Annotated in this window: 19 protein-coding genes, 1 pseudogene and 1 riboswitch; of the genes and pseudogenes, 2 read left to right on the top strand and 18 right to left on the bottom strand. The window is 40.8% G+C overall.

The annotated features are described in order from the left end of the window. Positions 1-25 precede the first annotated feature (25 nt). From recJ to KTH84_RS10830, 5 genes and pseudogenes are all read right to left on the bottom strand, one after another. Entirely contained in the window at positions 26-1,726 is a 1,701-nt protein-coding gene (gene recJ / locus KTH84_RS10850; RefSeq protein ID WP_262473113.1) for a single-stranded-DNA-specific exonuclease RecJ, read from the bottom strand. Beyond that, the gene (pdxH, locus tag KTH84_RS10845) at positions 1,727-2,383 is read right to left on the bottom strand and encodes a pyridoxamine 5'-phosphate oxidase (RefSeq protein WP_133971253.1); all 657 of its coding nucleotides are present in this window, start codon (positions 2,381-2,383) and stop codon (positions 1,727-1,729) included. A gap of 10 nt (positions 2,384-2,393) precedes the next feature. Beyond that, positions 2,394-3,731, bottom strand: a complete 1,338-nt coding sequence (glmM, locus tag KTH84_RS10840) for a phosphoglucosamine mutase (protein WP_262473112.1) — start codon at positions 3,729-3,731, stop codon at positions 2,394-2,396. A 149-nt stretch (positions 3,732-3,880) separates the two neighbouring features. Beyond that, complete coding sequence (guaB, locus tag KTH84_RS10835) at positions 3,881-5,347, bottom strand: IMP dehydrogenase (protein ID WP_262473111.1); 1,467 nt, start codon at positions 5,345-5,347, stop codon at positions 3,881-3,883. A 173-nt stretch (positions 5,348-5,520) separates the two neighbouring features. After that, a pseudogene (locus KTH84_RS10830) lies at positions 5,521-5,613 on the bottom strand (MBL fold metallo-hydrolase); the annotation flags it as partial. A gap of 253 nt (positions 5,614-5,866) precedes the next feature. On the opposite strand from KTH84_RS10830, the gene KTH84_RS10825 reads away from it, so the two are divergent. Continuing rightward, positions 5,867-7,999, top strand: coding sequence for a TonB-dependent siderophore receptor (locus KTH84_RS10825; protein ID WP_262473110.1), 2,133 nt, complete (start codon positions 5,867-5,869; stop codon positions 7,997-7,999). Positions 8,000-8,058: 59 nt separating this feature from the next. On the opposite strand, the gene KTH84_RS10820 is transcribed toward KTH84_RS10825, so the two are convergent. From KTH84_RS10820 to KTH84_RS10800, 5 genes are all read right to left on the bottom strand, one after another. Then, entirely contained in the window at positions 8,059-8,634 is a 576-nt protein-coding gene (locus KTH84_RS10820; protein WP_003654075.1) for a TMEM165/GDT1 family protein, read from the bottom strand. A 15-nt stretch (positions 8,635-8,649) separates the two neighbouring features. Next, positions 8,650-8,835: riboswitch (yybP-ykoY riboswitch) on the bottom strand. A gap of 28 nt (positions 8,836-8,863) precedes the next feature. After that, positions 8,864-9,142: a hypothetical protein gene (locus KTH84_RS10815; protein ID WP_202743164.1), complete on the bottom strand. Its 279-nt coding sequence runs from the start codon at positions 9,140-9,142 to the stop codon at positions 8,864-8,866. A 146-nt stretch (positions 9,143-9,288) separates the two neighbouring features. Continuing rightward, positions 9,289-11,256, bottom strand: coding sequence for a 2-oxo acid dehydrogenase subunit E2 (locus KTH84_RS10810; RefSeq protein ID WP_262473109.1), 1,968 nt, complete (start codon positions 11,254-11,256; stop codon positions 9,289-9,291). A 2-nt stretch (positions 11,257-11,258) separates the two neighbouring features. Continuing rightward, positions 11,259-13,976: a pyruvate dehydrogenase (acetyl-transferring), homodimeric type gene (gene aceE, locus KTH84_RS10805; protein WP_133971241.1), complete on the bottom strand. Its 2,718-nt coding sequence runs from the start codon at positions 13,974-13,976 to the stop codon at positions 11,259-11,261. 250 nt (positions 13,977-14,226) lie between these two features. Further along, positions 14,227-14,919 (bottom strand): M23 family metallopeptidase, encoded by a 693-nt coding sequence (locus KTH84_RS10800; protein ID WP_262473108.1) that lies wholly within the window; start codon positions 14,917-14,919, stop codon positions 14,227-14,229. A gap of 107 nt (positions 14,920-15,026) precedes the next feature. Between KTH84_RS10800 and KTH84_RS10795 the strand changes: the two genes are divergently transcribed. Further along, on the top strand, positions 15,027-15,470 hold the full coding sequence (locus KTH84_RS10795) for a DciA family protein (RefSeq protein WP_133971239.1): 444 nt from the start codon (positions 15,027-15,029) through the stop codon (positions 15,468-15,470). Positions 15,471-15,564: 94 nt separating this feature from the next. Here the strand turns inward: KTH84_RS10795 and lpxC are convergent, their stop codons facing one another. The 8 genes from lpxC to gshB form a co-directional block, all read right to left on the bottom strand. Then, a complete protein-coding gene (gene lpxC / locus KTH84_RS10790; RefSeq protein ID WP_133971237.1) occupies positions 15,565-16,467 on the bottom strand; it encodes a UDP-3-O-acyl-N-acetylglucosamine deacetylase in 903 nt (300 codons plus the stop codon). A 110-nt stretch (positions 16,468-16,577) separates the two neighbouring features. Beyond that, complete coding sequence (gene ftsZ, locus KTH84_RS10785; protein WP_133971235.1) at positions 16,578-17,753, bottom strand: cell division protein FtsZ; 1,176 nt, start codon at positions 17,751-17,753, stop codon at positions 16,578-16,580. Positions 17,754-17,917: 164 nt separating this feature from the next. Next, positions 17,918-19,180, bottom strand: a complete 1,263-nt coding sequence (gene ftsA, locus KTH84_RS10780) for a cell division protein FtsA (protein WP_262473107.1) — start codon at positions 19,178-19,180, stop codon at positions 17,918-17,920. Between the two features lie 60 nt (positions 19,181-19,240). Further along, positions 19,241-20,095 (bottom strand): cell division protein FtsQ/DivIB, encoded by an 855-nt coding sequence (locus KTH84_RS10775; protein ID WP_133971233.1) that lies wholly within the window; start codon positions 20,093-20,095, stop codon positions 19,241-19,243. Positions 20,096-20,097: 2 nt separating this feature from the next. Further along, a complete protein-coding gene (locus tag KTH84_RS10770) occupies positions 20,098-21,024 on the bottom strand; it encodes a D-alanine--D-alanine ligase (protein ID WP_262473106.1) in 927 nt (308 codons plus the stop codon). A gap of 36 nt (positions 21,025-21,060) precedes the next feature. Continuing rightward, positions 21,061-22,509 (bottom strand): UDP-N-acetylmuramate--L-alanine ligase, encoded by a 1,449-nt coding sequence (murC, locus tag KTH84_RS10765; protein ID WP_262473105.1) that lies wholly within the window; start codon positions 22,507-22,509, stop codon positions 21,061-21,063. Between the two features lie 11 nt (positions 22,510-22,520). Next, on the bottom strand, positions 22,521-23,618 hold the full coding sequence (gene murG, locus KTH84_RS10760; protein ID WP_262473104.1) for an undecaprenyldiphospho-muramoylpentapeptide beta-N-acetylglucosaminyltransferase: 1,098 nt from the start codon (positions 23,616-23,618) through the stop codon (positions 22,521-22,523). Positions 23,619-23,855: 237 nt separating this feature from the next. Then, the gene (gene gshB / locus KTH84_RS10755; protein ID WP_262473103.1) at positions 23,856-24,800 is read right to left on the bottom strand and encodes a glutathione synthase; all 945 of its coding nucleotides are present in this window, start codon (positions 24,798-24,800) and stop codon (positions 23,856-23,858) included. Positions 24,801-25,035: the final 235 nt, after the last annotated feature.

Below are 25,035 nucleotides of genomic sequence, written 5' to 3'. Positions count from 1 at the left end.
AAAACCGCTCTATTGAGCGGTTTTTTTATTGATTTAAATGTACGATGCGCAACTGCAAATTCACGTTCCCATTAAATACATTACGGTCAATCTCATAAACTAAATAGACATGATCTCGCATAGGGTCGAACTCAAATCGACCTGCTGCATTAAAGGCAATTGCATCAAAACTATATTGGTCTAATGCGACTTTAAGTTTTAGATGGGTTTCTTTAAGCCAACGATAATCTATTACCTTGAAAAGGCCTTCAAACTGAGGAAAAGGGAATTTTTGTCCCCATGGCCCTAACTGCTCTATCCAGGTTAACGTGTCAAGTTGTAAAGCCGAAGCTGGCAACTCTCCATCAGTCCACAACGTTGCCTGAAAAAGTGATTCATCCATTGCATCTACACAAGCGGTAAAAACCGTTTTAAAAGCATCAAAGTTCTCTTTTCGAATTGTTAAACCTGCTGCTGCGGCATGCCCACCAAAATGGCTGACCAGCTCTGGATGCTGTTCTGCAACTTGTTCAATCGTATCTCGAATATGCACGCCATCAATTGAACGCGCAGACCCTTTGATATGAATACCATCTTCATCAGGGGCAAAAACAATAGTAGGTCGATGAAACTGCTCTTTTAAACGCCCTGCCACAATTCCAATAACACCTTGATGCCAGCTTTCTTCGAACAGTACGAGAGCGGATGGGATATTTTCTTTTGAAAGTTGCAGGCTATCTAAAGCTGTAAGAGCCTGTTGTTTCATCTCTCCTTCAACTTGACGGCGCTCTATATTTAATTGATTTAATTGTTGAGCAATGGGATAAGCAGTTTCCATATTCTCTGCCAACAAGCATTCAATACCAATACGCATACTTTCCATGCGCCCAGCAGCATTAATACGGGGCCCTATAACAAAACCTAAATCTTGTGCCCGCAATGAAACAGCTTCTCGACCAGCAATGTCTAATAACGCTAGAATTCCCACTCGACATTGTTGTTGTTGAATCCTTTTTACGCCTGCATCAACCAATATTCGGTTGTTATAATCTAATACAGCAACATCCGCATAAGTTCCCAGAGCAACTAGGTCTAGGTATTGAGTGACTTTACTTGTGCTCTTGCCTTGCTTGTTACGTAAACTTGCCAAATTCGCCAAGACATAAAAAGCAACCCCAACTCCCGCTAAAGCTTTACTAGGAAAATCACAGCCTAATTGGTTTGGGTTTACAACTGCTTCTGCTGGTGGAGTTTCTTTAGTGGTTAAATGGTGATCGGTAATAATGACCTGCATACCTAATGTATGAGCAGCCTCTACACCCGTATGGCTCGAAATACCATTATCCACAGTAATTAATATATGAGGGTGGTATGTTGAATAGGCTAATTCAGCAATAGCGGGTGTTAAACCATAACCATACTTAAACCGATCAGGAACCAGATAGTCAACTTGTGCACCCATATCACGAAGTGCCAGAACCATTAAAGCTGTGCTGGTTGCTCCATCGGCATCATAATCCCCGACAATAACAATTTTTTTCTGCTCATCAATGGCTTGGTCCATTAAGGCTACAGCGGTTTCTAAACCTTTGAGCTCAGGAGCGAGTAAATTCTTAAGCTTGAGCTCTAGTTCCTGTTCAGATTGGACTCCACGTCTTGCCAAAATCTCGGCAATAAACGGAGGCACGCCCTGAAACTGTTCAGGGCGTGTCAATAAAGGTCTTTGTTTGATTTGTATTTTTGTCATTTAAGGCATCAGCCGGTGCAACATCCATTGACCGTCGATTTTTTCATAACTCAAGCGGTCATGTAAACGATTTGGTCGCCCTTGCCAGAATTCATAATAATCCGGTTGCAGACGATAGCCTCCCCAGAACTCCGGTTTATCGAGTACTTCATGACTTGCAACTTGTTGCTGTAAGTCTTGGAAACGTTGTTGTAACAGTTCCCGACTCTCGATTTTGCCACTCTGAGGAGCACTAATATGCGCTGCAATTTGACTATCACGTGGTCGTTTACGATAGTAGTCTGTAGATTCCTGTTCAGAAATTTTTACAACACGACCACCAACTCTCACCTGACGCTCTAGACTCGGCCAGTAAAATAATAATTCGGCATAAGGATTTTCTGCCAAATCAATACCTTTCTGACTGTCATAGTTAGTATAAAAATCATACCCAGCTTCTGTGGCACCACGTAACAAAACAGTTCTAACATGAGGTCTGCCATTAGCACCTGCTGTTGCTAACGACATGGTATAGGGTTCATGCAAATTGGCAGCTAGAGCATGGTTAAACCAACCAAGAAACTGCTGATGAGGGTTTGATTCAACCTGTCCCTCATACAACTCGCCCTGCTCATAGCTCAAGCGTAATTCACTTAAATCTTTAATGACATCACTCATGCCATGCACCTTATGCGACTTGTGCTTGTGAACGAACCGCATCTGCTAAATGCTGAGCTAAAGTATTTACTTCTTGCTCATTATCCCCTTCAACCATGACACGAATCACTGGCTCTGTTCCAGACTTACGAATCAAGATACGTCCACGGCCTTTAAGCTGTGCTTCTGCTTTATCAAATTCAGTAACCAATGCTGGAATAGAATATGGGTCAAGCATTTGTTCTAAACGTACATTTAAAAGAACTTGTGGGAATAGTTTAAAGTCTTGAACCAATTCATGAACAGCCTTATTTTGCTCGACCATCACAGTTAAAACTTGAAGCGCGGCGATAATGGCATCACCAGTCGTACTCTTGTCTAAAGTTAGAATATGACCAGAAGGTTCGCCACCTGTTACCCAACCATTTTCTTCTAAAGCCTGTAATACATAGCGGTCACCGACTTTTGCACGAACAAAATTAACATTTGCTTTTTCAAGTGCAACTTCAAGTGCCATATTACTCATGACAGTACCAACAATACCAGCTGGCTTATTTTGAGCCTGAGTTGCCAAAATATATAAGATATGGTCACCATCAATTAAGTTACCAAACTTATCAACCATCACAACACGGTCAGCATCGCCATCAAATGCAATTCCTAAATCTGCTTGGTGCTCAACCACTGCTTTTTGCAAGTGTTCAGGATGTGTTGAACCACAGCTTTCATTAATATTTAAGCCATCTGGTTCATTATATAAAGCAATGACTTTTGCACCTAGCTCGCGGAAAACTGAAGGCCCAACGCTATATGCCGCGCCATGAGCACAGTCCAACACAATCTTTAAATTATTTAAATCAAAGTGGTAAGGGAACGTAGATTTACAAAATTCGATATAACGACCGTTTGCATCATTTACACGAACACTTTTACCTAAGTTTGCAGTGTCCTCAATAAATAAGTCTTTTTCTAATTCTTGATTAATTTCTTCTTGTAATGAATCTGGTAATTTCTTGCCTTCACTTGAGAAGAATTTAATCCCATTATCATAATATGGATTATGCGAAGCAGAAATAACAATACCTGCATGTGCATGCAAAGCACGAGTAAGATGTGCGATTGCTGGTGTTGGTAATGGACCAAGTAAATGAACATATACGCCAGCAGCGTTTAAGCCTGCCTGTAAAGCAGATTCTAAAATGTAACCAGATAAACGTGTGTCTTTTCCTAATACAACGAGCGGTTTATTTTTTGGACTCGTTCGTTTTAATACCTTCCCTGCAGCAAAACCGAGTTTTAAAGCAAACTCTGGAGTAATAGGCATTTGCCCAAATTTTCCACGAATACCATCCGTTCCAAAATAACTCATAGCTTATCTCATTCTTACGCCACTTCAGCGGTGGCTCACTTCATATATGGCAATTCCGCCATATTTCTTTTCGTTAGATTTACTTTACACCAAAAACAAAAAGCCGTCAGTGTAATGACGGCTTTCTTCATTGTTTTGGTTACCAAAATCTAACCAACACGATAGTTTGGAGCTTCTTTAGTAATCGTTACATCATGAACATGCGACTCAGACATACCTGCTGAAGTAATTTTCACAAATTTCGCATTTTGGCGAAGATCTTCAATTATCGATGAACCTGTATAACCCATCGATGAACGTAAACCACCCATCATTTGATGAACGATATTACCCATTGGGCCTTTATATGGAACACGGCCTTCAATACCTTCTGGTACTAACTTCTCAGCACCCGCTTTTGAGTCTTGGAAATAACGGTCAGCCGAACCGGTTGCTCCCGCCATTGCACCTAATGAGCCCATACCACGATATGCTTTGTAGTAACGACCTTGGAAAAACTCAACTTCGCCAGGCGCTTCTTCAGTACCAGCTAAAAGTGAACCAACCATGATTGTACTTGCGCCCGCACCGATCGCCTTTGCCATATCGCCAGAGAAGCGGATACCGCCATCTGCAATTAAAGGAATTTGATCTTTCAGTGCATTAGCAACGCTATCAATAGCAGAAATTTGTGGCATGCCAATACCTGCCACAATACGAGTTGTACAGATAGAACCAGGACCAATACCCACTTTTACAGCATCTGCACCTGCATCTAATAATGCTAATGCAGCATCACCAGTTGCGATGTTTCCGCCAATTACTTGTACTTGAGGGAAGTTTTGTTTCACCCAACGTACACGTTCAATTACACCAGCTGAATGACCATGTGCTGTATCAACAACAATTACGTCAACACCAGCTTCAACCAATGCTTCCACACGACTTGGAGTATCAGCACCTGTACCTACCGCAGCACCAACACGTAAACGACCAAGATCATCTTTACAACTGTTTGGATAACTCTCAGCTTTACGGAAGTCAGTCACTGTAATGAGACCTTTAAGTTCGTTGCTCTCGCCAACGACCAAGACTTTTTCAATACGGTGTTTTTGCAATAATGCTTGAATATTTTCTTTAGACTCGCCTTCACGCACAGTCACCAAACGATCTTGGCCTGTCATGATGTTGCTAACAGGTTGTTCTAAATTGGTTTCAAAACGTGTATCACGGCCTGTCACAATACCAACAACCTTGCCGTCTTTAACAACAGGTACACCGCTAATATTATTAGCAGTGGTAATTGCAATCAGTTCACGTACTGTAGTTTCAGGCGTTACAGTGATAGGATCTTTCACCATACCCGCTTCGAATTTCTTTACACGGCGTACTTCTGCAGCTTGAGCAGCAATATCCATGTTTTTGTGCAAAATCCCGATACCACCATTTTGTGACATTGCAATCGCCATACGTGACTCAGTCACTGTATCCATTGCCGCAGAAACTAATGGGATATTTAAATGAATGCCGCGAGTTAAACGTGTCTTTAAAGAGACATCTTTTGGGAGAACAGTAGAGTAGGCAGGAAGTAATAAGACATCATCGAAGGTTAGCGCTTCTTGAACGATGGTCAGCATAACAATCTCACTGGTAAATTCCGTGAGCTATTATAAACAAATTTCAATGCAATTTTCATATTATCTTTGCCTTTTTCAGCAATAGATAAAGTTCGTTTCTAAATATTCCTTATTAATCTGCTTTTTAGCATACCAATTAACCTAACTGGATTAATCACGACAGCCCTATCTTAAACAATAATTAAAAATTGATTGGCTTGTATGCTTTCGCCTTTGACCAAACTGGTAAAACTAATACATTTATGTACGCCCTTATCAAATAATATCTACGATATTATTTTTTCAAACCCTATGTAATCCCCAAAAAAACTTTAAATATTAGTTATTTTTATACCCATATAAAAATGAAGAGATTCGATAATTCTTGCAATGAATTGCTTTATTTTTCTCATAATATTTTAAAATAGCTTTTGCTTTTCTTATTTTATAAATGAATCATAATGTTATTTAAAATTAACTCACAATAAATTAAAATAATTCTCATTATCAGTTTTGTCTTTTGCGCTGCCTAGGCCTCCCATGAACCAAGCACCTTATTTTTCAAGCTCCAAAACATTGTTAGCAGTTGCTATTTTTAGTTTGATGACAGCAAGTCATGCTGATGAAACAGCAGAACAACAAAATTCGACCAGTGTGCTACCCACAATTTCTATTCAGGCACAAAAAGAAACTACCTCTCCCTATGTCGCAACGAAAGCTGCATCGGTTTTAAAATCAGATGCACCCTTATTTAAAACTGCGCAGTCGGTTTCGGTGGTAACACGTGAACAGCTTGACCAAAAACAAGCAAGAACTCTAGCAGAAGCAGTAAATGGTGTAGCTGGTATTTCTGCTGGGCAACTTGGTCGTCGGGGTTGGGATGATTTTATTATTCGTGGACAAACATCTTCTGATCAAATTTTCATAGATGGTTTACGACAAGCCCAACAAAATACTTTTGTAGGTGCCGAAATATCAGGACTTGACCAAGTACAAATATTAAAAGGTCCAGCTTCTATTAATTTTGGATTGGTCCAGCCAGGTGGTGTTGTTAATTTAGTCACTAAACGCCCTCAAGCAGAAAGTTTTGCTCGTGCTAGCATGACTTATGGTAGTTATAGTCTTAAAGAAGGCACATTCGATTTCAACTATAGTCCCAATAATAGTGAAAAAGGTGCTTTCCGTTTAAATGGCCGTATTTCTGACCAAGATGACCCGACAGATTATGTGTATTTTAAAAATTACTACATCTCCCCTTCTTATAACTTCGATTTAGGAGATAACACGGACCTTTCTGTCATCGCAAGTTACCAACACCGCGAATATATTCGTCAGCAAGGTTTACCCGTCATTGGTACCTTAAAAGATAATCCTAATGGAAGCTTACCTAAAGACTTATTTATTGGTGAACCGAGCTACGGAGCTTATGATGCCGACGTATTCCGTACAGGTTATAACTTTAGGCATGCTTTTAATAATGGCTGGGAGTTTAAGCAAAACTTTGCAATTCAAAAAACCGAAATGATTGGCCCTGCCGTATTTTACAATGGCTGGACGGATAAAAACCATACAACCCTTAAGCGTCAAGCACGCTATCAGGATGTCAGCAATCTAAGTTTCTCAATCGACAATAGTGTCCAAAAGACCTTTCAAATTGCGGATATGGCACACCAGATAACGGTCGGAATAGATGGTCTGCAAGATAAAAATGATTATCTAAATAATCGCTGTACTGCCACAAATTTGAATCTCTATTCACCAAAGTACGGCACAACAGTTACTTGCCCTGAAAAAGTCACGAACCATGATATAAACCGTCTAAAATATATGGGATTATATTTACGCGACCGCATTCAGATTAATGATCAGCTCGTTTTAAATCTTGCTGGCCGCCAAGATTGGGCTCAAACCCAAACTGTAGATTTAGTTAAAAATACAAATACTAAAAAATCGGAAGAGGCTTTTACGGGTAATGCCTCATTGTTATATACAATCAATGATGTAGTCGCACCTTATGTCAGCTATGCAACATCCTTCTTCCCAACAAGTGGCTCAGACTCTGCTGGAAATACTTTTGACCCTGAAAAAGGCAAACAGATTGAAGTCGGGATGAAATTACAAAGTCCTGATCAGCGTGTACAAGGTAGTATCGCTTGGTATGATTTAAAACGTCAAAATGTTTTGGTCAACGACCCTACGGATACTACTTTCAAAATCCAGCGCGGTGAACAGTTAACCCGTGGGATTGAGACTGAACTAAATGCAGATATTCTTGATGGTTTAAAGCTCACCGCAACTTATACCTACACGGCTGATGCAGAAATTAGTAAAGATGCAAATATTAGCAATGTTGGAAAGTCTCTTGATAATATTCCAGAACATGCTTATAGCTTATCAGCACGTTATAAATTTGACCCAGCATCAAAACTTGGTTGGTATGTGGGTGGTGGATTCCGTGGAGAAACTTATAAAACCATGGATAAGTTAGATGTTCATATTCCAGGCTATACAGTCTTTGACACTGAAGCTGGCTATGATGCTGGGCATTGGGGCGCTCAACTTGCTATCCGTAATCTATTTGATAAAGATTACTATGCCGGAGCACTGAATGAAAATATGGTAACACTGGGCAACCCACGCCAAGTTAACTTTACAGTGAAATTTAACTACTAAAATGACCTACAAAAAACGCACTCGAATTGAGTGCGTTTTTGATGGCAGCTTTAAATACTTTAGAAGAAATAATGCTGTACCAAAGTAGAGACACCTACAATTAAGAAAATAGCAGCACCAATTTTATGAATGAGTGAGATGGATAAACGTTCAGCCAATTTATTACCAATAAATACAGCTGGTGCATTGGCAATCATCATACCTAAAGTTGTACCCAGCATAACCCAGAAAATACTGTCGTAACGAGCAGCTAAGGCCACTGTTGCAATCTGGGTTTTGTCACCAATTTCTGCTAAGAAAAATAAGATGAAAGTAGCACCAAAAACACCAAATTTTTGCCATCTATTAATGCTATCTGTTTCATCATCTAACTTATCTGGAATAAGCATCCAGAACGCCATACCTATAAAACCACCCGCAAGAACCCAAACTAAGATTTCGGGACTCAAAACGGTCGTAATCCACTGCCCAAGCACAGCAGAAATACCATGGTTAATTAAAGTTGCTAAAAGAATCGCAATGAGAATAGGGATTGGCTTACGGAAACGTGCAGACAATAAAAGGGCAAGTAATTGAGTTTTATCGCCCATTTCAGCTAGGGCAACAATTGAGGTAGAAATCAGAAATTCTTGCATATCGTTTCTCTGGCTAGCATAAATGCCCATGACCTACCCCTCCTGCTAGCCAAATATCTGCAGAGTGGTAAATCAAAGGTCTTGCCAACTCGGAAACGATGAGACGTTTAAGCTATGATGACCATGTTCTGTTGAACAATTATGTTGACCATCACCTATTCATTCAGAAATGAATAGCGGCTACTCCCCAATGAAGTATGTGCTTATTATATTCGAGCAGTTCTATTTTTCAAACAAAAAATTTTATCCATGCCCACACCAACAACCGACCTAAGCCTAATAGTATGGCTAAACAAATACTTAAGTTAATAAACCCAAAATTGTTAATACCAGCTACATGCTGTGATTGAAATTCAAATGGCAAAATAAGCGTTGCTACAAATACTTCTAAGCCCATTGCAACGTAAGTCATCCATTCCCAAGGAAAGTGCAAAAGACTGACCCATAATCCCATCAGTAAAAATACAACCAACAAAATAGGCAACATGATTTTTAAAAAACCCACCATTTATTCTTTCTCCTTTACCTACTAACGAGAAATTTCTCCTCTCTCGACACTTCATTTTTCGTCTTTAGATTAACTTAAAACCAAGTAAATTAAATATCAAAATAAAACCCCGCCGAAGCGAGGTTTTAATAATTCATTTCAAAATATTAGATTAATAAAGTACGAATATCTTTAAGAAGTTTCGTAAGTTTATTGGTAAAGCGAGCGGCATCTGCACCATTAATTACACGGTGGTCATAAGACATCGACAACGGCAACATTAAGCGTGGGTCAAAGTCTTTACCATTCCACACAGGCTGCATAGTTGCAGGTGAAATACCTAAAATTGCAACTTGTGGCCAGTTCACAAGTGGTGTAAATGATGTACCACCAATCGAACCTAAGCTTGTAATCGTGAAGTTCGCACCTTGTAAGTCTTTCGGTGTTAATTTCTTATCACGTGCTTTTTGACCTAACACACCCAATTCAACTGCAATTTGTTTAATTGATTTTTGGTCTGGATTACGAAGTACTGGCACAGTTAAACCATCAGGTGTTGCTACCGCAATTCCCATATGGATTTCATTGCGCAAGAGCACTGATTTACCGTCATCAGATAGATGACCTGCAAACTCACGCTCTTCTTTCAACAAATGCGCAACCGCTTTGATAATGAATGCCATAATCGTCAGGCTGATACCTTCTTTTTTGAAGTTGCCTTTCAGCTCATTACGCCAATCTTCTAACTCAGTAATGTCAGCCGAATCAAACTGGGTGACTTGCGGAATAAAGTTGTTCAATGACAATTGCGGAATTGATACTTGCTGCAAACGCGTCAGTACTTTTTCTTCCACGCCACCAAACGCAGTGAAGTCAGGAAGCTTTGGCAAACCCGAAACCGCTGGTGCAGCCGCAGCAACTGGTGCAGCTTGTGGCGCAGTTAAACGAGTCTTCACATAAGCAAAGATATCTTCTTTAATCACACGACCATGTTCACCAGAAGTTTTAACTTGTGATAAAACTACACCAAGCTCACGAGCAAGCTTACGAACAGCAGGGCCAGCATAAACTTTAGCGTTTTCAGCTTCTTGCTCTTTCGTTAACTTGTCACTACCAGACGCTGGAGCAGATACAGCCTGAGTCGGAGCTGCCGCTTTAGGTGCTGCTGCCTGAGGAGCTGGAGCTACTTCTGCTTTTGCCGCTGGTGCAGCAGCAGGTGCTTGGCCTTCCGCTTCAATTGTTGCAAGCAAAACACCTTGTGAAACTTGTTGACCTGCTTGCAAGTGAATCGCTTTCACAACGCCAGCAACAGTACTTGGAACTTCTACAGTTGCTTTATCAGACTCAACCACAACAAGGCTTTGGTCTACATCAACTTTATCGCCAACTTGTACCAAAATTTCAGCAACAACTGCTTTGTCTACGCCCAAATCAGGAACGTTAATATCAACTAGTCCAGATTGAGTAGCAGCCGCAGCTACAGTTTCTTGTTGAACTGGTGCAGGTGCTGCCGCTGTAGCTGCTGTAGAAGCAGGAGCTTCAACTGGCGCACTTGATGCAGACGTTGTTTTCACTTGAATGAGTACAACACCTTCTTTAACTGTATCGCCTTCTTTAACTTGAATGCTTTCTACAGTACCAGCAACACTGCTCGGTACTTCTACAGTTGCTTTGTCAGACTCAACCACAACGATGCTTTGTTCAACATCGATTTGCTCGCCAACTTTTACTAAAATTTCACCAACTAGTGCTTTTTCAACACCAATGTCAGGAACTTGAACTTCAACAACTTGGCTAGTGGTTGCCGCTGCTGGTTGCGCAGCAACTTGTGGTGCTGTAGCAGGTGCTTCTTTTTCAGCTGCTGGTGCAGGTTTTGCAACTTCTTCTGCTTGAGCTACAGGTGCAGCACCCTCAGCTTCAAGTTCAAACAATACCGTACCTTCAGTTACGCTATCGCCTTCTTTGATTAAGATGCTTTTGACTACACCTGCTGAAGTGCTAGGCACTTCAACAGAGGCTTTATCTGACTCAAGCAAAACAAGGCTGTCATTTTCAGCAATGCTGTCACCAACTTTTACCAAAATTTCAGCAACAACTGCTTTATCTACGCCAATATCAGGGGTCTTAATTTGCATGCTTAGTTCCCCTCACCTGTTTGCGCTTCATTGTATTCAGCAACTGCCTGAACTTCTGGATGTGCTTGTGGAGCCCATGCCACTGGACGATCAGTATCTAACTCAAAGTTAGAAATTGCATCTTTCACTAAACGTGCATCTACTTCACCTTCGTCAGCTAATTTTTTCAAAGTAGCAACAACGATATGTGCAGCATCAACACCAAAGAAACTACGTAAGTTAGCACGTGTATCTGAGCGACCATAACCATCTGTACCCAACGCAACAAATGGACGACCATCTGGAAGATAGGCACGGATTTGTTCGCTATAAGCGCGCATATGATCTGTTGCTGAAACCACAATACCTTCTGTACCGCGTAATTGTTTAGATACCCAAGACTCTTTCACTTCTTCAGCAAGTGGGTGTAAACGGTTGTATTCTTCACATGCCATGCCATCACGCGACAACTCATTGAAGCTTGTTACACTCCAAACGTTTGAACGGATTTGGTATTCATCACGTAAGATTTTCGCAGCTTTAATCACTTCACGAAGAATTACACCTGAACCAAGTAATTGAACAGTTGCTTTTTCATCTTTTTCGAACAAGTACATACCACGTTTAATGCCTTCCTCAGCGCCTTCAGGCATTGCAGGATGCTCGTAGTTTTCGTTCATTACAGTTAAGTAATAGAACACACGCTCTTGGTTCACATACATACGTTGTAAACCATCATGTACGATTACAGCTAATTCATAACCAAAACATGGATCATAAGATACACAGTTAGGAATCGTGTTCGCCAAGATATGCGAATGACCATCTTGGTGCTGTAAACCTTCACCGTTCAATGTTGTACGACCAGCAGTTGCACCTAACAAGAAACCTTGAGCTTGTGCATCACCTGCAGCCCACGCAATGTCACCAATACGTTGGAAACCAAACATTGAGTAGTACATATACATTGGAATCATTGGCAAGTTATTGGTTGAATAACTTGTTGCCAACGCAGCCCATGCGCTCATCGCACCAGCTTCATTAATCCCTTCTTGAAGCATATGACCGTCACTTGCTTCACGGTAATGCATTAACTGTTCTTGGTCTTCTGGGGTATATTTTTGACCGTGAGCGGCATAAATACCGAGCTGACGGAACATACCTTCTAGACCAAAAGTACGCGCTTCATCTGGAACGATTGGCACTACGCGGTCTTTAATTGCTTTTTCTTTAAGTAAAGAAGCAATTAAACGCACCATCACCATGGTAGTTGATTGTTCTTTGCCTGCAGAACCTTTTAATACTGCATCAAATACAGATAATTCAGGAATCGCTAAAATTTCACTCTCTTTACGACGTGCAGGTAAATAGCCACCTAAAGCTTCACGACGCGCCTTCATATACTTCATTTCAGGAGAGTTTTCACTTGGGCGATAGAATGGAAGCTCTTCTAATTTATCATCTGTAAATGGCAGGTTAAAACGGTCACGTACATATTTCAAAGAGTCGATCTGCATTTTTTTGATTTGGTGAGTCTTATTCACCGCTTCAATTTCTTCAGACAAACCGTAACCTTTAACAGTTTTCGCAAGAATAACTGTTGGTTGACCTTTGGCTTTCATTGCTTCTGCATAGGCAGCAAAAACTTTGTACGGGTCATGACCACCACGGTTAAGATTATCGATATCTTCATCGCTTAAATCTTTTACAAGTTCCGCAGCTTCTGGGTACTTGCCAAAGAATTTCTCACGTGTATATGCACCACCTTTCACTTGATAGCGTTGGTACTCACCATCAACTGTTTCTTCCATTACCGCTTTTAAAGCGCCTGTGTTGTCTTTTGCAAGTAGTGGATCCCAATGACGGCCCCATACTACTTTAATGACACGCCAGCCTGCACCACGGAATAAAGATTCTAATTCTTGAATAATTTTACCGTTACCACGTACCGGACCATCTAGACGCTGTAAGTTACAGTTAACAACCCAGATCAAGTTATCGAGTTTTTCACGACCAGCAAGTGAAATTGCACCAGTACTTTCTGGCTCATCCATCTCACCATCGCCCAGATAAGCCCAGACTTTACGATTTTCTTCTTTAATCAAGCCACGATTCATTAAATATTTCTGAATGTGTGCTTGATAAATCGACATGATTGGACCAAGACCCATTGATACAGTTGGGAATTGCCAATAGTCCGGCATTAAATATGGGTGTGGGTAGCTTGGTAAACCGTTACCGCCAACTTCACGACGGAAATTACTTAACTGTTCTTCAGTTAAACGTCCTTCAAGGAATGAACGTGCATAAATACCAGGAGCACAGTGCCCTTGGTAATAAATCATATCTCCGCCAAAGTTATTGCTGTTTGCACGGAAGAAATGGTTAAAACCTACGTCATATAATGTTGCACTTGATGCGAAGCTCGCCAAGTGTCCACCTAAATCATCACCTGTTTGATTCGCACGAAGTACCATTGCTAAGGCATTCCAACGAATCAATGCACGAATACGGCGTTCCATATCTTGGTCGCCTGGCATTGCAGGTTGTTCTTCAACAGAAATTGTATTTAAGTAAGGTGTATTCAGACGTTGAATGGGAACATGCTTAGCAATTGCTTGTTGGTAAAGTTTCTCCAACAAGAATGCCGCGCGCTCAGTTCCCATATGTTGTAAAACTGAATCGAATGCATCTTGCCACTCTTGGGTTTCTTGTGCATCGGAGTCACCGTAAAACGCCATAATTCACCTGTTCCTTGTCCTTTAATCTACTTTGTATTTTTACCACGTTTTACCCCTCTCTAGTTATTGCCATGGGTGAATGTGAGGGGGTCCTATTATTTTCTGAATGAATAGTCATTGACCGAGCATTAAACAAAATAACAAAAAAACGCCAATAATGGCGTTTTTTTATACAATCTTTACGTTAAAAAAGGTTTAAGTTATTTTCAGATTCATAAATTTAATAACCTTAATCTTTTTAACTATGCTTTTAAGGAAGCATCGCCAAGTAAGTTGTTGGATTCTTACGTTGACCATCTTTTACTACTTCATAGTGCAAATGTGGGCCAGTACAGCGACCAGTACAACCTACATTGGCAATATGTTCACCTGCAGAGACTTGTTCACCTACACGTACCATTAAACGAGAAGCATGCGCATAGCGTGTTAAATAGCCATTACCATGGTTAATTTCAACATATTGACCATAGCCAGTACCCCAACCAGATTTGGTTACAATACCTGGCCCTGTAGCATAAATTGGCGTACCACTTGGAGCAGCCATATCCAATCCACCGTGATGTTCGGCACGACCACCCATCGTACGGCCACCAAAGTTGGAAGAAACACGCACTGTATCAGGAAGAGGATGAGAAACTAACCATGAATAAGCATTTGAAGAAGAGGTATTGAAAGAGTTCTTAGCTGTCGTATTGCCATATTTTTTAGCGAGTGACTCATTGTTGAGCTCAACCGTTTTTTGGCGTAAGGTCACTGAAACTTTCGCATTCGCTGGAAGATCTAAATCATCAGGATGAGTATATGAACCTTGAGATAATGTTTTTGATAGTTGTTCCAATCGATCTGAATCAGTAGATTGGTTAATTGTTTGATAATCTGCAAAAGCAACTGATGCTGCCGAAGCGGCAAGTGAAAACGCTAATAAAATACGACGCGTGTGCATAAAAACCTCTTGAAACTGTTCTTACTTAAGTTCCTTATGATCTCTTCCTTGATATCGATTGAAATGAACGCTTAAGATGAAGACAAGAATCTATCCGAGAATGACCCATGTCTAAACCCGATAACGTTTTTCAACAATCCGGAAAACACATAAAAACAGGAAACCTTACGTTTCTAACAACGCAAGTCGCGCAATGGCAAAGACTTACGAAAATGGTCCAACCCTTATTGCCCCAACCGGAACAATGGCAGGTCGTGTGTTATCAAAATGGCTCTTTAATCATTACTGGTGAAAATCAGGCGATGATCAGTCAACTCAGTTACTTACAGAACCAATATGTATCTAAATTATCTCAACTTGAAGGGTTAAAAGACTTACAAAGAATTCAGGTTCGCTTGAGGAATAAAAACATTCCCAATCCACCCTCATCTGAGCCATCTAAACCCATCCCCCCGGAAACACAAGAAATGTTACGTAGTGCAGCCGACTTCGTGAGCGACCCTAAGCTTAGCCAAGCTTTACTACGTTTGGCAAGCAATAAAAAATTATGAACTTTATATTCTATGAAAAGTTTAGCTATATTTTTGTGACATAAATCACATTTTAAAATGTTACATTATAACGTAGCCAAATAAAGACAATGACTTATGTCACACTCACATAGGGAATTGGACATTCATTCTCGTCATCAAATGTTACAATTTCATAATTACTCGGATCACTTTGAACATTGCGTAACAGCTGATTATTTAAAGCATGTCCTGATTTATAGCCATCAAACTTGGCAATAATTTGATGACCAAGCAAATACAAATCACCTACTGCATCTAAAATCTTATGTCTCACAAATTCATCGGCGAAACGTAAGCCTTCTTCATTCACTACGCCTGTATCATCTACGCCAATTGCATTATCTAAACTTGCACCTAAGGCTAAATTATTTGCTTTGAGATAATCTAAGTCTTTCATAAAACCAAAAGTACGAGCCTCACTGACTTCATATACAAAAGTTTCAGTAGAGAAATCGATAGTCGCAGACTGATATTCTTTAGCAAATGCCGGATGGTCAAAATCAATCGTAAAATTTAGCTGAAAACCATCATGCGGGCTAAAAATTGCTTTCTTATCATCTATTAATGCTTCAACTGGTTTTAATATTCTTATAAATTTTTTCGGCGCATCCAGCTCACGCAATCCACCTTGCATTAACAGGTAAATAAATGGGCCAGCACTTCCATCCATAATCGGAACTTCAGACGCAGATACCTCAACAATAAGGTTATCAATTCCCAAACCTGCAATTGCGCTCATCACATGCTCAATTGTTCCAACTTTTATATCTCCAATCACTAAATTGGAGCACATGAAAGCTTCTTGAATCAGCAAAGCATTCGCATGGATTTCCACAGGCGGATTTAAATCGATACGACGAAATACAATACCTCCATCCACGGTATGTGGAATGAAATTGATCATCACTTTTTGACCGCTATGAAGACCTATTCCACTCGCTTTTACCACACGATTGAGAGTACGTTGTTTCACCATGCTTTGTAACTTCTTTTTTAAAACCGCTATACGTTAGCATATTTAGTCATTGATCAAAAACAAAAAAAGGCAGTGTTTAAACACTGCCTTTTTTTAAATTTAATAATATTTTACTTACGTTGCTGATTTTTCAAGTAATCTTGAATGCTCATCGGAGAAGAGCGCGGAGAAGAACTTGCGTTACTACTCACTTCATTGTCTGCATTTTGACGCTTATTAATTGCAGGAACGTCATCTTCATCAACAGATTGAGCTGATTGAGACGATGCATGACTTACTGTATTACGTTTTCTCGGTTCTGCATCTGCTGCATTACGAGTTAAACCAGTTGCAATCACTGTTACACGTAATTCATCACGCGCATCTGGATCAAATACAGTACCGTAGAAGATTTCGCCTTCATCAAGGTCAACAATCTGATTCACAACATCAGTAATGATTTCAGTTTCGCGTAAAGTAATATCATCACCACCAGTAATGTTAATCAACACACCTTTAGCATTAATAATATTTACGTTATCAAGCAATGGACTACGGATAGCCTGTTCAGCAGCTTGACGTGCACGATCTTCACCACGACCTAAACCAGCACCCATCATTGCGTAACCACGAGTACTCATTGCAGTTTTCAAATCGGCGAAGTCAAGGTTAATGTGACCACGGTTTACAACAAGGTCAAAGATACTACGTACAGCATTTAACAATACATCATCAGCTTTTTTATAAGCATCTTTCATTGAAATATCGCCATATACGCTTAACAAGCGTTGGTTAGGGATAATAATCAATGAATCAACATGTGCTTCAAGCGCTTCAATACCGCGTTCAGCAGATTTTAAACGGCGACGGCCTTCAAAGTTAAATGGGGTTGTTACAACACCAACGGTCAAAATACCCATTTCTTTGGCAACTTCAGCCACAACCGGTGCTGCGCCTGTACCCGTACCACCACCCATACCAGCGGTAACGAATACCATATCCGTACCTTCAAGATGGTGACGAATAATTTCACGGCTTTCTTCGGCTGCAACTTGCCCTACTTCAGGGTTAGCGCCAGCACCTAGACCACGTGTACTTTGCTCGCCTAACTGAATTTTGAAAGGTGCATTCATACAGTCCAGCGCTTGTTTGTCTGTATTGGCACAAACGAATTTAACACCTTGAATATCAGACTGCACCATATGTTGAACGGCATTACCGCCGCCGCCACCTACACCAAATACAGTGAAACGGGCTTGACCGTTGCCATCGTTTAGTTCATCTTCTATAAATTCAAATGAGGCCATGACCTTTAGGGTTCCTAATACATTATGGCAGTCACTTCAGCCCGTATACTGCCTTGATTTTCAAAAATAACTAATTTTAAGAATGCTGTGCAATACAAACCTTGTCAAGTACAGTGGTTTTCTCTTACAACTTCCTAACAATTCTACCAATAAATCCATACATCCTAAAAAATGGCTTTTAGCTTGCTATTAAATGCATTCCAGCCATTTACCATTCGCTCCCATACCGAACGGTCATTTGCCTCTTCAGGCTCGTCAACAGCTTCTTGCAACTCACTTTGGCTAAACATGAGCAAACCAGCTGCTGTTGCATACATCGAACGACGTAACGAGGCTTGATGCTGATCATCAGCATAAACCTGTAACGGTGGATTACCTAAATGTGCAGATACCCCCAACATACGGCGAGCCAAACTCACCATACCTTCGATTTGACAAGCATCCCCTGTCAACACTACACCATGGTATAAACCATGAATTGCGCCGCTGTGTTCGAGTTCATCGCGAATCTGGCTAAAGATCTCTTCATAACGGGCAATAATAATTTCTGACAACTCAATTCGACTAATAGTTTGAGGGCCATCAATTCCTTCTACCTGAATCATGTGATCTGGCTTAACAGCACTTAAATCGACACAACCATATAGAATTTTAATGCGTTCAGCTTCTTCTGTCGTGGTTTGCAATACAGCAGCAATATCACGTGTAACGTGTTCACCACCGCGCTGCAATGTGCGTGCCAGAGCCAGACGCCCATCCAGATAAACAGCAAGATTGGTAATGCCTGCGCCAACATCAACTAGACAAACACCATATTCTTTTTCATCTTTAAGCAAGCTTGCCTCAGCGGTTGCCAGACAAGATACCACCATTTTTTCAACCCCGATATTTGCACCTTTCATAGCGCGATCAAGGTTTTGCATAGTCGCAATCGGCATCATCATTAACTGATAATGTCCTGTCATACTATGGGCAGTCATGTTAATTGGATTCTGCACCCATTCAGCAGAATCACCCAACTCAAAGCCTAACGGCACTGCACTTGCTAAATAGTAATCAGAAGTCACATGACTTGCTTTTGCCAATTCTAACGCGCGCACGACTTCATTTGTTGTAATAACATGTGCTGGATTAGCGACTGGTGTACGACCAGAGGCATAAAAACTTTGCAACTCGGTACTCGGAATCGATACCCACGCGCTATGAATGCGACATTCGGCCATATTTTCCGCTTCAGCAACAGCATTTTTAATCGCAGCGATGACTTTATCGAGGCTTACAATTTTTCCTTTATTCATGCCTCGATTACGAGCAGTTGCCATACCGATAACTTGAATGTTATCCGGCGCATGAATTTTTCCAATCAAAACTGAAACTTTATGCGTCCCAATGTCAATCGCAACAACTGAGGGAACAGCTTCATTCATCACTCATACCATTTCTTTGTTGTTTAATACCAGGCAAATTGCCTATTTTAAAGCCACGTATTATGGCTTTGCTTTTGTTCCACCTGCAATGCTTGTGTCATCAATCGTTACAACAAACTGACCATTCACAATTTTAGGTGGTGTTGCGTTCTTCCATTGAATAGATAATCCATTACGATATCGCAAATCAATGGCTGAGATTTTCGACCACACCGGTTTTAAGTCAGATTGTGCCAGATGACTTAAACGTTGCAACTTATTCATTGTTTGATCTTGGTCAACAATAATTCGCAAACCTGTATCAAACTGCATAAACCAAGTCATTCGCTCCGTCAGATATAACTCTTTTAGACGCAAATTGGCGGGATGGAATAATTGATTGATTTCATTATAGCGTCGCATCATCATTTTCGACTGGCTTACCGGACCATGTAGTAACGGAAGCTCAGGATGAATTGTCGGCTCTGCCTCACTAAACACATCGCCTCCATCGCTTAACAAGCGACCTGTTCCCCAACGGGCGATGGCATGTCGAGGCATAACACGAACACGAATACCATTGGGCCAAGCACGAGATACGACAACTCGGTCTACCCAAGAAATTTCTAACGTTTTATCACGAACCTGTTCTAAATCAGATGTGAAATAATTCGCTTTTATAATTGGAGCAACATGCTGCATCACTTGTTGTGTTTCAACTGAAGACGTTGACCCGACAACCTCTAGCTTTGCAACTTTTGCATCTGTAATAACTTTATATAACCCATAAATTCCGAATGCCAGCACTACAAAAGCAATAACCAACAGCACCCATCCACCAGCATTGGCAAGCTTCTGCTTACGTGTAGGTGGTTTATCATGAATAGAGGTGATGGCCGCACGTTTACGGCGCATGGAAGCCGGAAGTTGTGCCATGTTTAAGCCGTACCTTCCAATGTTTGCTCAAGAATGGCAACACACAATTCATCAAAATTATAGCCAACAGCTTTCGCAGCTTTTGGAACTAAAGAGTGGCTGGTCATACCTGGCACAGTGTTTACTTCTAAAAGCCAGAAATTACCCTGCTCATCCTGCATTGCATCAATACGGCCCCAACTTTCTGCACCAACTGCCTGAAAAGCACGTAAACATAATGCTTGTAGGTTTTTCTCTTCTGTCTCACTTAGACCACAAGGAATACCGTACTCAACATCATTACGTTCATATTTTGCTTCATAGTCATAGAAGGCAACATCTGCTGGTGGTTGTAAACGAATAACAGGCAAAGGCTGACCATTTAGGAATGAGATTGTGAACTCACGACCTGTGATCCATTTTTCTGCCATAACAACAGCATCGTGCTGAGTCGCCTTTTCAATTGCAGCAGCAAAATCTTCCGCTTTCTCAACCTTACTCATGCCCACACTTGAGCCTTCATGTACAGGTTTGATAATCACAGGTAAACCCAACTCAGCAATAACCGCATCTAAATCTGTTTCTTTAGTAATAATACGATATGGCGCTGTAGGTAAGTCGCTACCTTGCCAGATTTGCTTGGTTTTGACTTTATCCATGCCAATGGCAGAACCTTGCACACCTGTTCCGGTATATGGCAGATTTAACCATTCAAGTACACCTTGAATCTGGCCATCTTCACCACCACGACCATGCAATACAATAAATGCACGATCATAATTTACAAGTTCAGTCACACTGCGGTCTTGCGGATCAAATGCTTCAGCCTGAACACCTGAACGTAACAGAGCATCCAGAACTGCCTGACCACTATCTAAAGACACAGCACGCTCAGCCGATTTTCCACCAAATAGCACGGCAACTTTGCCGAATTTTGTAGCATTTGACACGTTTAAATCCTTAACCCGATAATTCAATATTTTTGTTTATTTCATATACAAATGGTGTTGTGCAAGTTCTACTGAAATTGCTCCCACGTTACCCGCACCCTGCGTTAATAACAAGTCATTTGGTTGTAACACATTTTGCATGATGTTTTGCAAATTACCTTCAACCGGATCGACCAAAATCGGTTCCACCTGTCCGCGTAAACGAATACTACGCGCTAAAGTACGGCTATCTGCACCGACAATAGGCTTTTCGCCGGCAGGATAAACTTCCAGTAATAATAATTGATCGACTTGAGAAAGCACTTCAATAAAGTCATCAAAACAATCGCGGGTACGAGAGTAACGGTGTGGCTGGAATAGCATAACCAAACGACGATCCGGATGGCTCTGACGAGCAGCTTTAATTGTTGCTTCTACTTCTTTCGGATGGTGTCCATAGTCATCAACTAACTTAACGTTACCATCGGCAAGTTCAAATTCGCCTTGTACTTGGAAGCGACGACCAACACCGCTAAACCCAGCTAAAGCACGGCTAATTGCGTCATCAGAAACACCTTCATCAGTCGCAACGCCAATAGCAGCCAAAGCATTCAAAATATTATGCATACCCGGTTGGTTAATAGTTAAACGTAACGGCTCACGACCTTTACGTAACACCGTGAAGTGTGAACGCATACCATCTTGTTCAACATCAATTGCGCGAATGTCGTTATCTTCATTAAAACCATAAGTAATAACTGGACGACCTACACGTGGCATAATTTCACGAATGTTGGCGTCATCACCACAAACTACAGCCAAACCATAAAATGGTAAGTTATGAAGGAACTGTACGAACGTATCTTTTAATTTATCAAAGCTACCTTCATAGGTATCCATATGGTCAGCATCAATGTTCGTTACAATGGCCGCCATAGGCTGTAAATAAAGGAAAGATGCATCTGACTCATCAGCTTCAGCCACGATAAAACGACTTTCACCCAGTGCAGCATTTACACCTGTGCTATTAAGCAAACCACCAATAACATAGGTTGGATCAAGGTTTTCTTCAGCCAACATGGTGGTTAAAAGACTTGTGGTAGTGGTTTTACCATGTGTACCAGCTACAGCAATACCATGACGGTAACGCATAAGCTCACCTAGCATCTCTGCACGGCGTACGATTGGGGTACGTTGTTCAATTGCTGCTTTAATTTCCGGATTTTCTGGATCAATGGCTGTAGAAACTACAAGCACATTGGCATTTTTAATATTTTCCGCTTGATGGCCGATATAAACCTTGATGCCATTTTTCTCTAATTGTTCTGTAGTTTTAGATGCTTTAATGTCTGAACCAGAAATTTTATAACCTTGGTTACCCAATACCTCTGCAATGCCACACATCCCAGCCCCACCGATCCCCACAAAATGAATGTGTTTGATACGGCGCATTTCAGGCACTTTAATCAGTTTTTTTGCTTGGTTCGCAGCTGTTGATGGAGACATAGTAAATCCGATTACATTTTTTGGATAAGATCAACCACATGCTGAGTCGCATTTGGTTGGGCATGTTGACGCGCTTTCACTGCCATTTCTGTAAGTAATTGGCGGTTCATCAGCGAAGTGAACAATTCATTTAGAACATCTGGTGTCATGGTCGATTGCTGGCAAATTTTTGCAGCACCAACATCGGCCAAAAATTTGGCATTCGCAGTTTGGTGATCATCAACTGCTATAGGAAGAGGTACAAAAACTGCGGCAATACCTGCTGTTGCAACTTCCGTTACCGTTAATGCTCCAGCTCGGCAAATAATTAAATCAGCCTCACTATAAGCCTTTGCCATATCTTCAATAAACGGCAAAACCTGTACCGTTAAATTAGCTGGTGCATCTGCATAAAGTGCTTGCGTTGCTTCAACTTGTTGCTGACCACACTGATGAAAAATATTGAGTGGTGCTTGTAATTGTTTTAATGCTGGAGGTAAGCGTTCATTGAGCGCTTTTGCACCTAAAGAACCACCAACAATAAGAATGTTTAGAGGTTGCCCTGCTTGCTCACGCTCATCATAACGCCACTTTGGGCTTAAAATATCGTTAATTTCACGACGTACCGGATTTCCGGTTGTCACTACTTTTTCACTAGCAGGAAATGTATTTGGAAATGCTTCACATACTACTTTAGAGATACGTGATAACTGAGCATTGGTAAAACCCGCTACCGCATTTTGCTCATGAATAAGTACAGGAATACCCAATAATCGCGCTGCTAAACCACCAGGCCCCGCAACATAACCACCAAATCCAGCTACAGCATCAACTTTAAGCTGTTTCATATAGTGCATTGCGCTTAATGTTGCTTTTAAAATTTTAAAAGGCGCAGCAAGTTTACGGATCACGCCGTTCCCACGAACACCTTGAATATCAATTTGATATATTGGGATATTTTGATCTTTTAATAATCGATTTTCCATACCTGTTGGCGTGGCTAACCATGAAACCTGACAACCTTGTTGTTGAAGTTGTTTGGCTACGGCGAGGGCTGGAAAAACATGTCCACCTGTACCGGCAGCCATCATCATGACATGTTTAGGTTTACTTTGCTGCGGATCGGTCACGGTCTAATTCTTCAACTCAAAAAACAATGGAAATTGTCATCTATTTTTGTAGCCGTTTATTTTAATCCTAAAGCTTCATTAACGAAAAGCTAATTTCACTCGTTTATAACAGAAAGATGTGCTTTTTTGAAAATATGCCTACAAAGCTATGGTGTATTTAGTATTGTTATTTTACAAATTCATATATTTTCAAGTGATTTCCTACCCGTTAGGCAGAAAACCACTTGAAACAATCAATTATGCAGGGCGACCAGCTTCTAATACATCAAACAGGTTATCGGCAATTGATGTACCAAACTGAGCATCAATTTCACGAATACAGGTTGGGCTAGTGACATTAATTTCAGTAACATAATTACCAATTACATCTAAGCCAACAAAAATCAAACCTTTTTCGCGTAGGAATGGCCCAACTTTAGCTGCGATCAATTTATCATTTTCAGTGAGTGGACGCGCTTGGCCCAAACCACCCGCCGCTAAATTACCACGTACTTCGCCATTTTGTGGGATACGTGCCAAGCAGTAAGGAATAGGTTCACCATTTACCATCAAAATACGCTTATCCCCTTCTACAATCTCAGGAATATAACGTTGAGCCATAATTGGACGGTTACCTAACTCGGTCAGCATTTCCAAAGTAGAACCAATATTCACACCATCTTGGTATAAACGGAAAATTCCCGTACCACCCATACCATCAAGTGGTTTAACAATGACATCGCCATGTTCTTTAATAAATTCACGAATCAAGCTTTGTTGTGAAGTTACCAGCGTAGGAACTTGTAGCTCTGGAAATTGGGTTGCAAAAAGTTTTTCATTGCAATCACGCAGTGACTGAGGCTTATTAATAATCCATGAACCTTCGCGTTCAGCTTGCTCAAGCACGTAAGTCGTATAGACAAAATTCATATCAAACGGTGGGTCTTTACGCATGAGCACAACGTCATAAGCAGCGATTGATTCTTTTTTCTTTTCGCCCAGCTCATAATAATGGTTGTAATCTTCAAACACTTCTAATGGTGAAATCAAACCGTAAGCTTTACCTTGGTCGATATATAAATCTTGTTGTAATGCATAACCCAATTCATGTCCACGGCGGTTCGCCGCCCACAACATTGCCATGGTTGAATCCTTTTTCAGATTCACGGTTTCAATCGGATCCATGACGACAAGTACACGCATGCTCAAGCTCTTCTTAAAATTTAAATTAGCATGAGTATAGCTGAGATTTTTCACTGGTTTTTCTTAATTTAAGTACATCGTTATCTGTTATTCCTTTAGCTTAGACTAATCCGAATCCTATTCTTTCAGTTTTGTTTTTAAATTTAAATCCCAGCTGATGTAACAACTAGCCGCCCAAGCTTTGTTTGACTAACTGCTTAACTATTTTAATATCAGCATATACCCATTAGATAAA

Origin of the sequence: Acinetobacter sp. WU_MDCI_Abxb74, assembly GCF_025513915.1 — a bacterium.
GTDB lineage: Bacteria > Pseudomonadota > Gammaproteobacteria > Pseudomonadales > Moraxellaceae > Acinetobacter > Acinetobacter calcoaceticus_C.
The sequence above is the reverse complement of the archived record's forward strand: the minus strand, read 5'-3'. Positions and strand labels throughout refer to the sequence as shown.

What these genes read in the sequence shown, in the direction of transcription:
- recJ (WP_262473113.1), bottom strand. Translation starts at nt 1,726, where the DNA reads ATGACAAAAATACAAATCAAACAAAGACCTTTATTGACACGCCCTGAA.
- pdxH (WP_133971253.1), bottom strand. Translation starts at nt 2,383, where the DNA reads ATGAGTGATGTCATTAAAGATTTAAGTGAATTACGCTTGAGCTATGAG.
- glmM (WP_262473112.1), bottom strand. Translation starts at nt 3,731, where the DNA reads ATGAGTTATTTTGGAACGGATGGTATTCGTGGAAAATTTGGGCAAATG.
- guaB (WP_262473111.1), bottom strand. Translation starts at nt 5,347, where the DNA reads ATGCTGACCATCGTTCAAGAAGCGCTAACCTTCGATGATGTCTTATTA.
- KTH84_RS10825 (WP_262473110.1), top strand. Translation starts at nt 5,867, where the DNA reads ATGAACCAAGCACCTTATTTTTCAAGCTCCAAAACATTGTTAGCAGTT.
- KTH84_RS10820 (WP_003654075.1), bottom strand. Translation starts at nt 8,634, where the DNA reads ATGCAAGAATTTCTGATTTCTACCTCAATTGTTGCCCTAGCTGAAATG.
- KTH84_RS10815 (WP_202743164.1), bottom strand. Translation starts at nt 9,142, where the DNA reads ATGGTGGGTTTTTTAAAAATCATGTTGCCTATTTTGTTGGTTGTATTT.
- KTH84_RS10810 (WP_262473109.1), bottom strand. Translation starts at nt 11,256, where the DNA reads ATGCAAATTAAGACCCCTGATATTGGCGTAGATAAAGCAGTTGTTGCT.
- aceE (WP_133971241.1), bottom strand. Translation starts at nt 13,976, where the DNA reads ATGGCGTTTTACGGTGACTCCGATGCACAAGAAACCCAAGAGTGGCAA.
- KTH84_RS10800 (WP_262473108.1), bottom strand. Translation starts at nt 14,919, where the DNA reads ATGCACACGCGTCGTATTTTATTAGCGTTTTCACTTGCCGCTTCGGCA.
- KTH84_RS10795 (WP_133971239.1), top strand. Translation starts at nt 15,027, where the DNA reads ATGTCTAAACCCGATAACGTTTTTCAACAATCCGGAAAACACATAAAA.
- lpxC (WP_133971237.1), bottom strand. Translation starts at nt 16,467, where the DNA reads ATGGTGAAACAACGTACTCTCAATCGTGTGGTAAAAGCGAGTGGAATA.
- ftsZ (WP_133971235.1), bottom strand. Translation starts at nt 17,753, where the DNA reads ATGGCCTCATTTGAATTTATAGAAGATGAACTAAACGATGGCAACGGT.
- ftsA (WP_262473107.1), bottom strand. Translation starts at nt 19,180, where the DNA reads ATGAATGAAGCTGTTCCCTCAGTTGTTGCGATTGACATTGGGACGCAT.
- KTH84_RS10775 (WP_133971233.1), bottom strand. Translation starts at nt 20,095, where the DNA reads ATGGCACAACTTCCGGCTTCCATGCGCCGTAAACGTGCGGCCATCACC.
- murC (WP_262473105.1), bottom strand. Translation starts at nt 22,509, where the DNA reads ATGTCTCCATCAACAGCTGCGAACCAAGCAAAAAAACTGATTAAAGTG.
- gshB (WP_262473103.1), bottom strand. Translation starts at nt 24,800, where the DNA reads ATGCGTGTACTTGTCGTCATGGATCCGATTGAAACCGTGAATCTGAAA.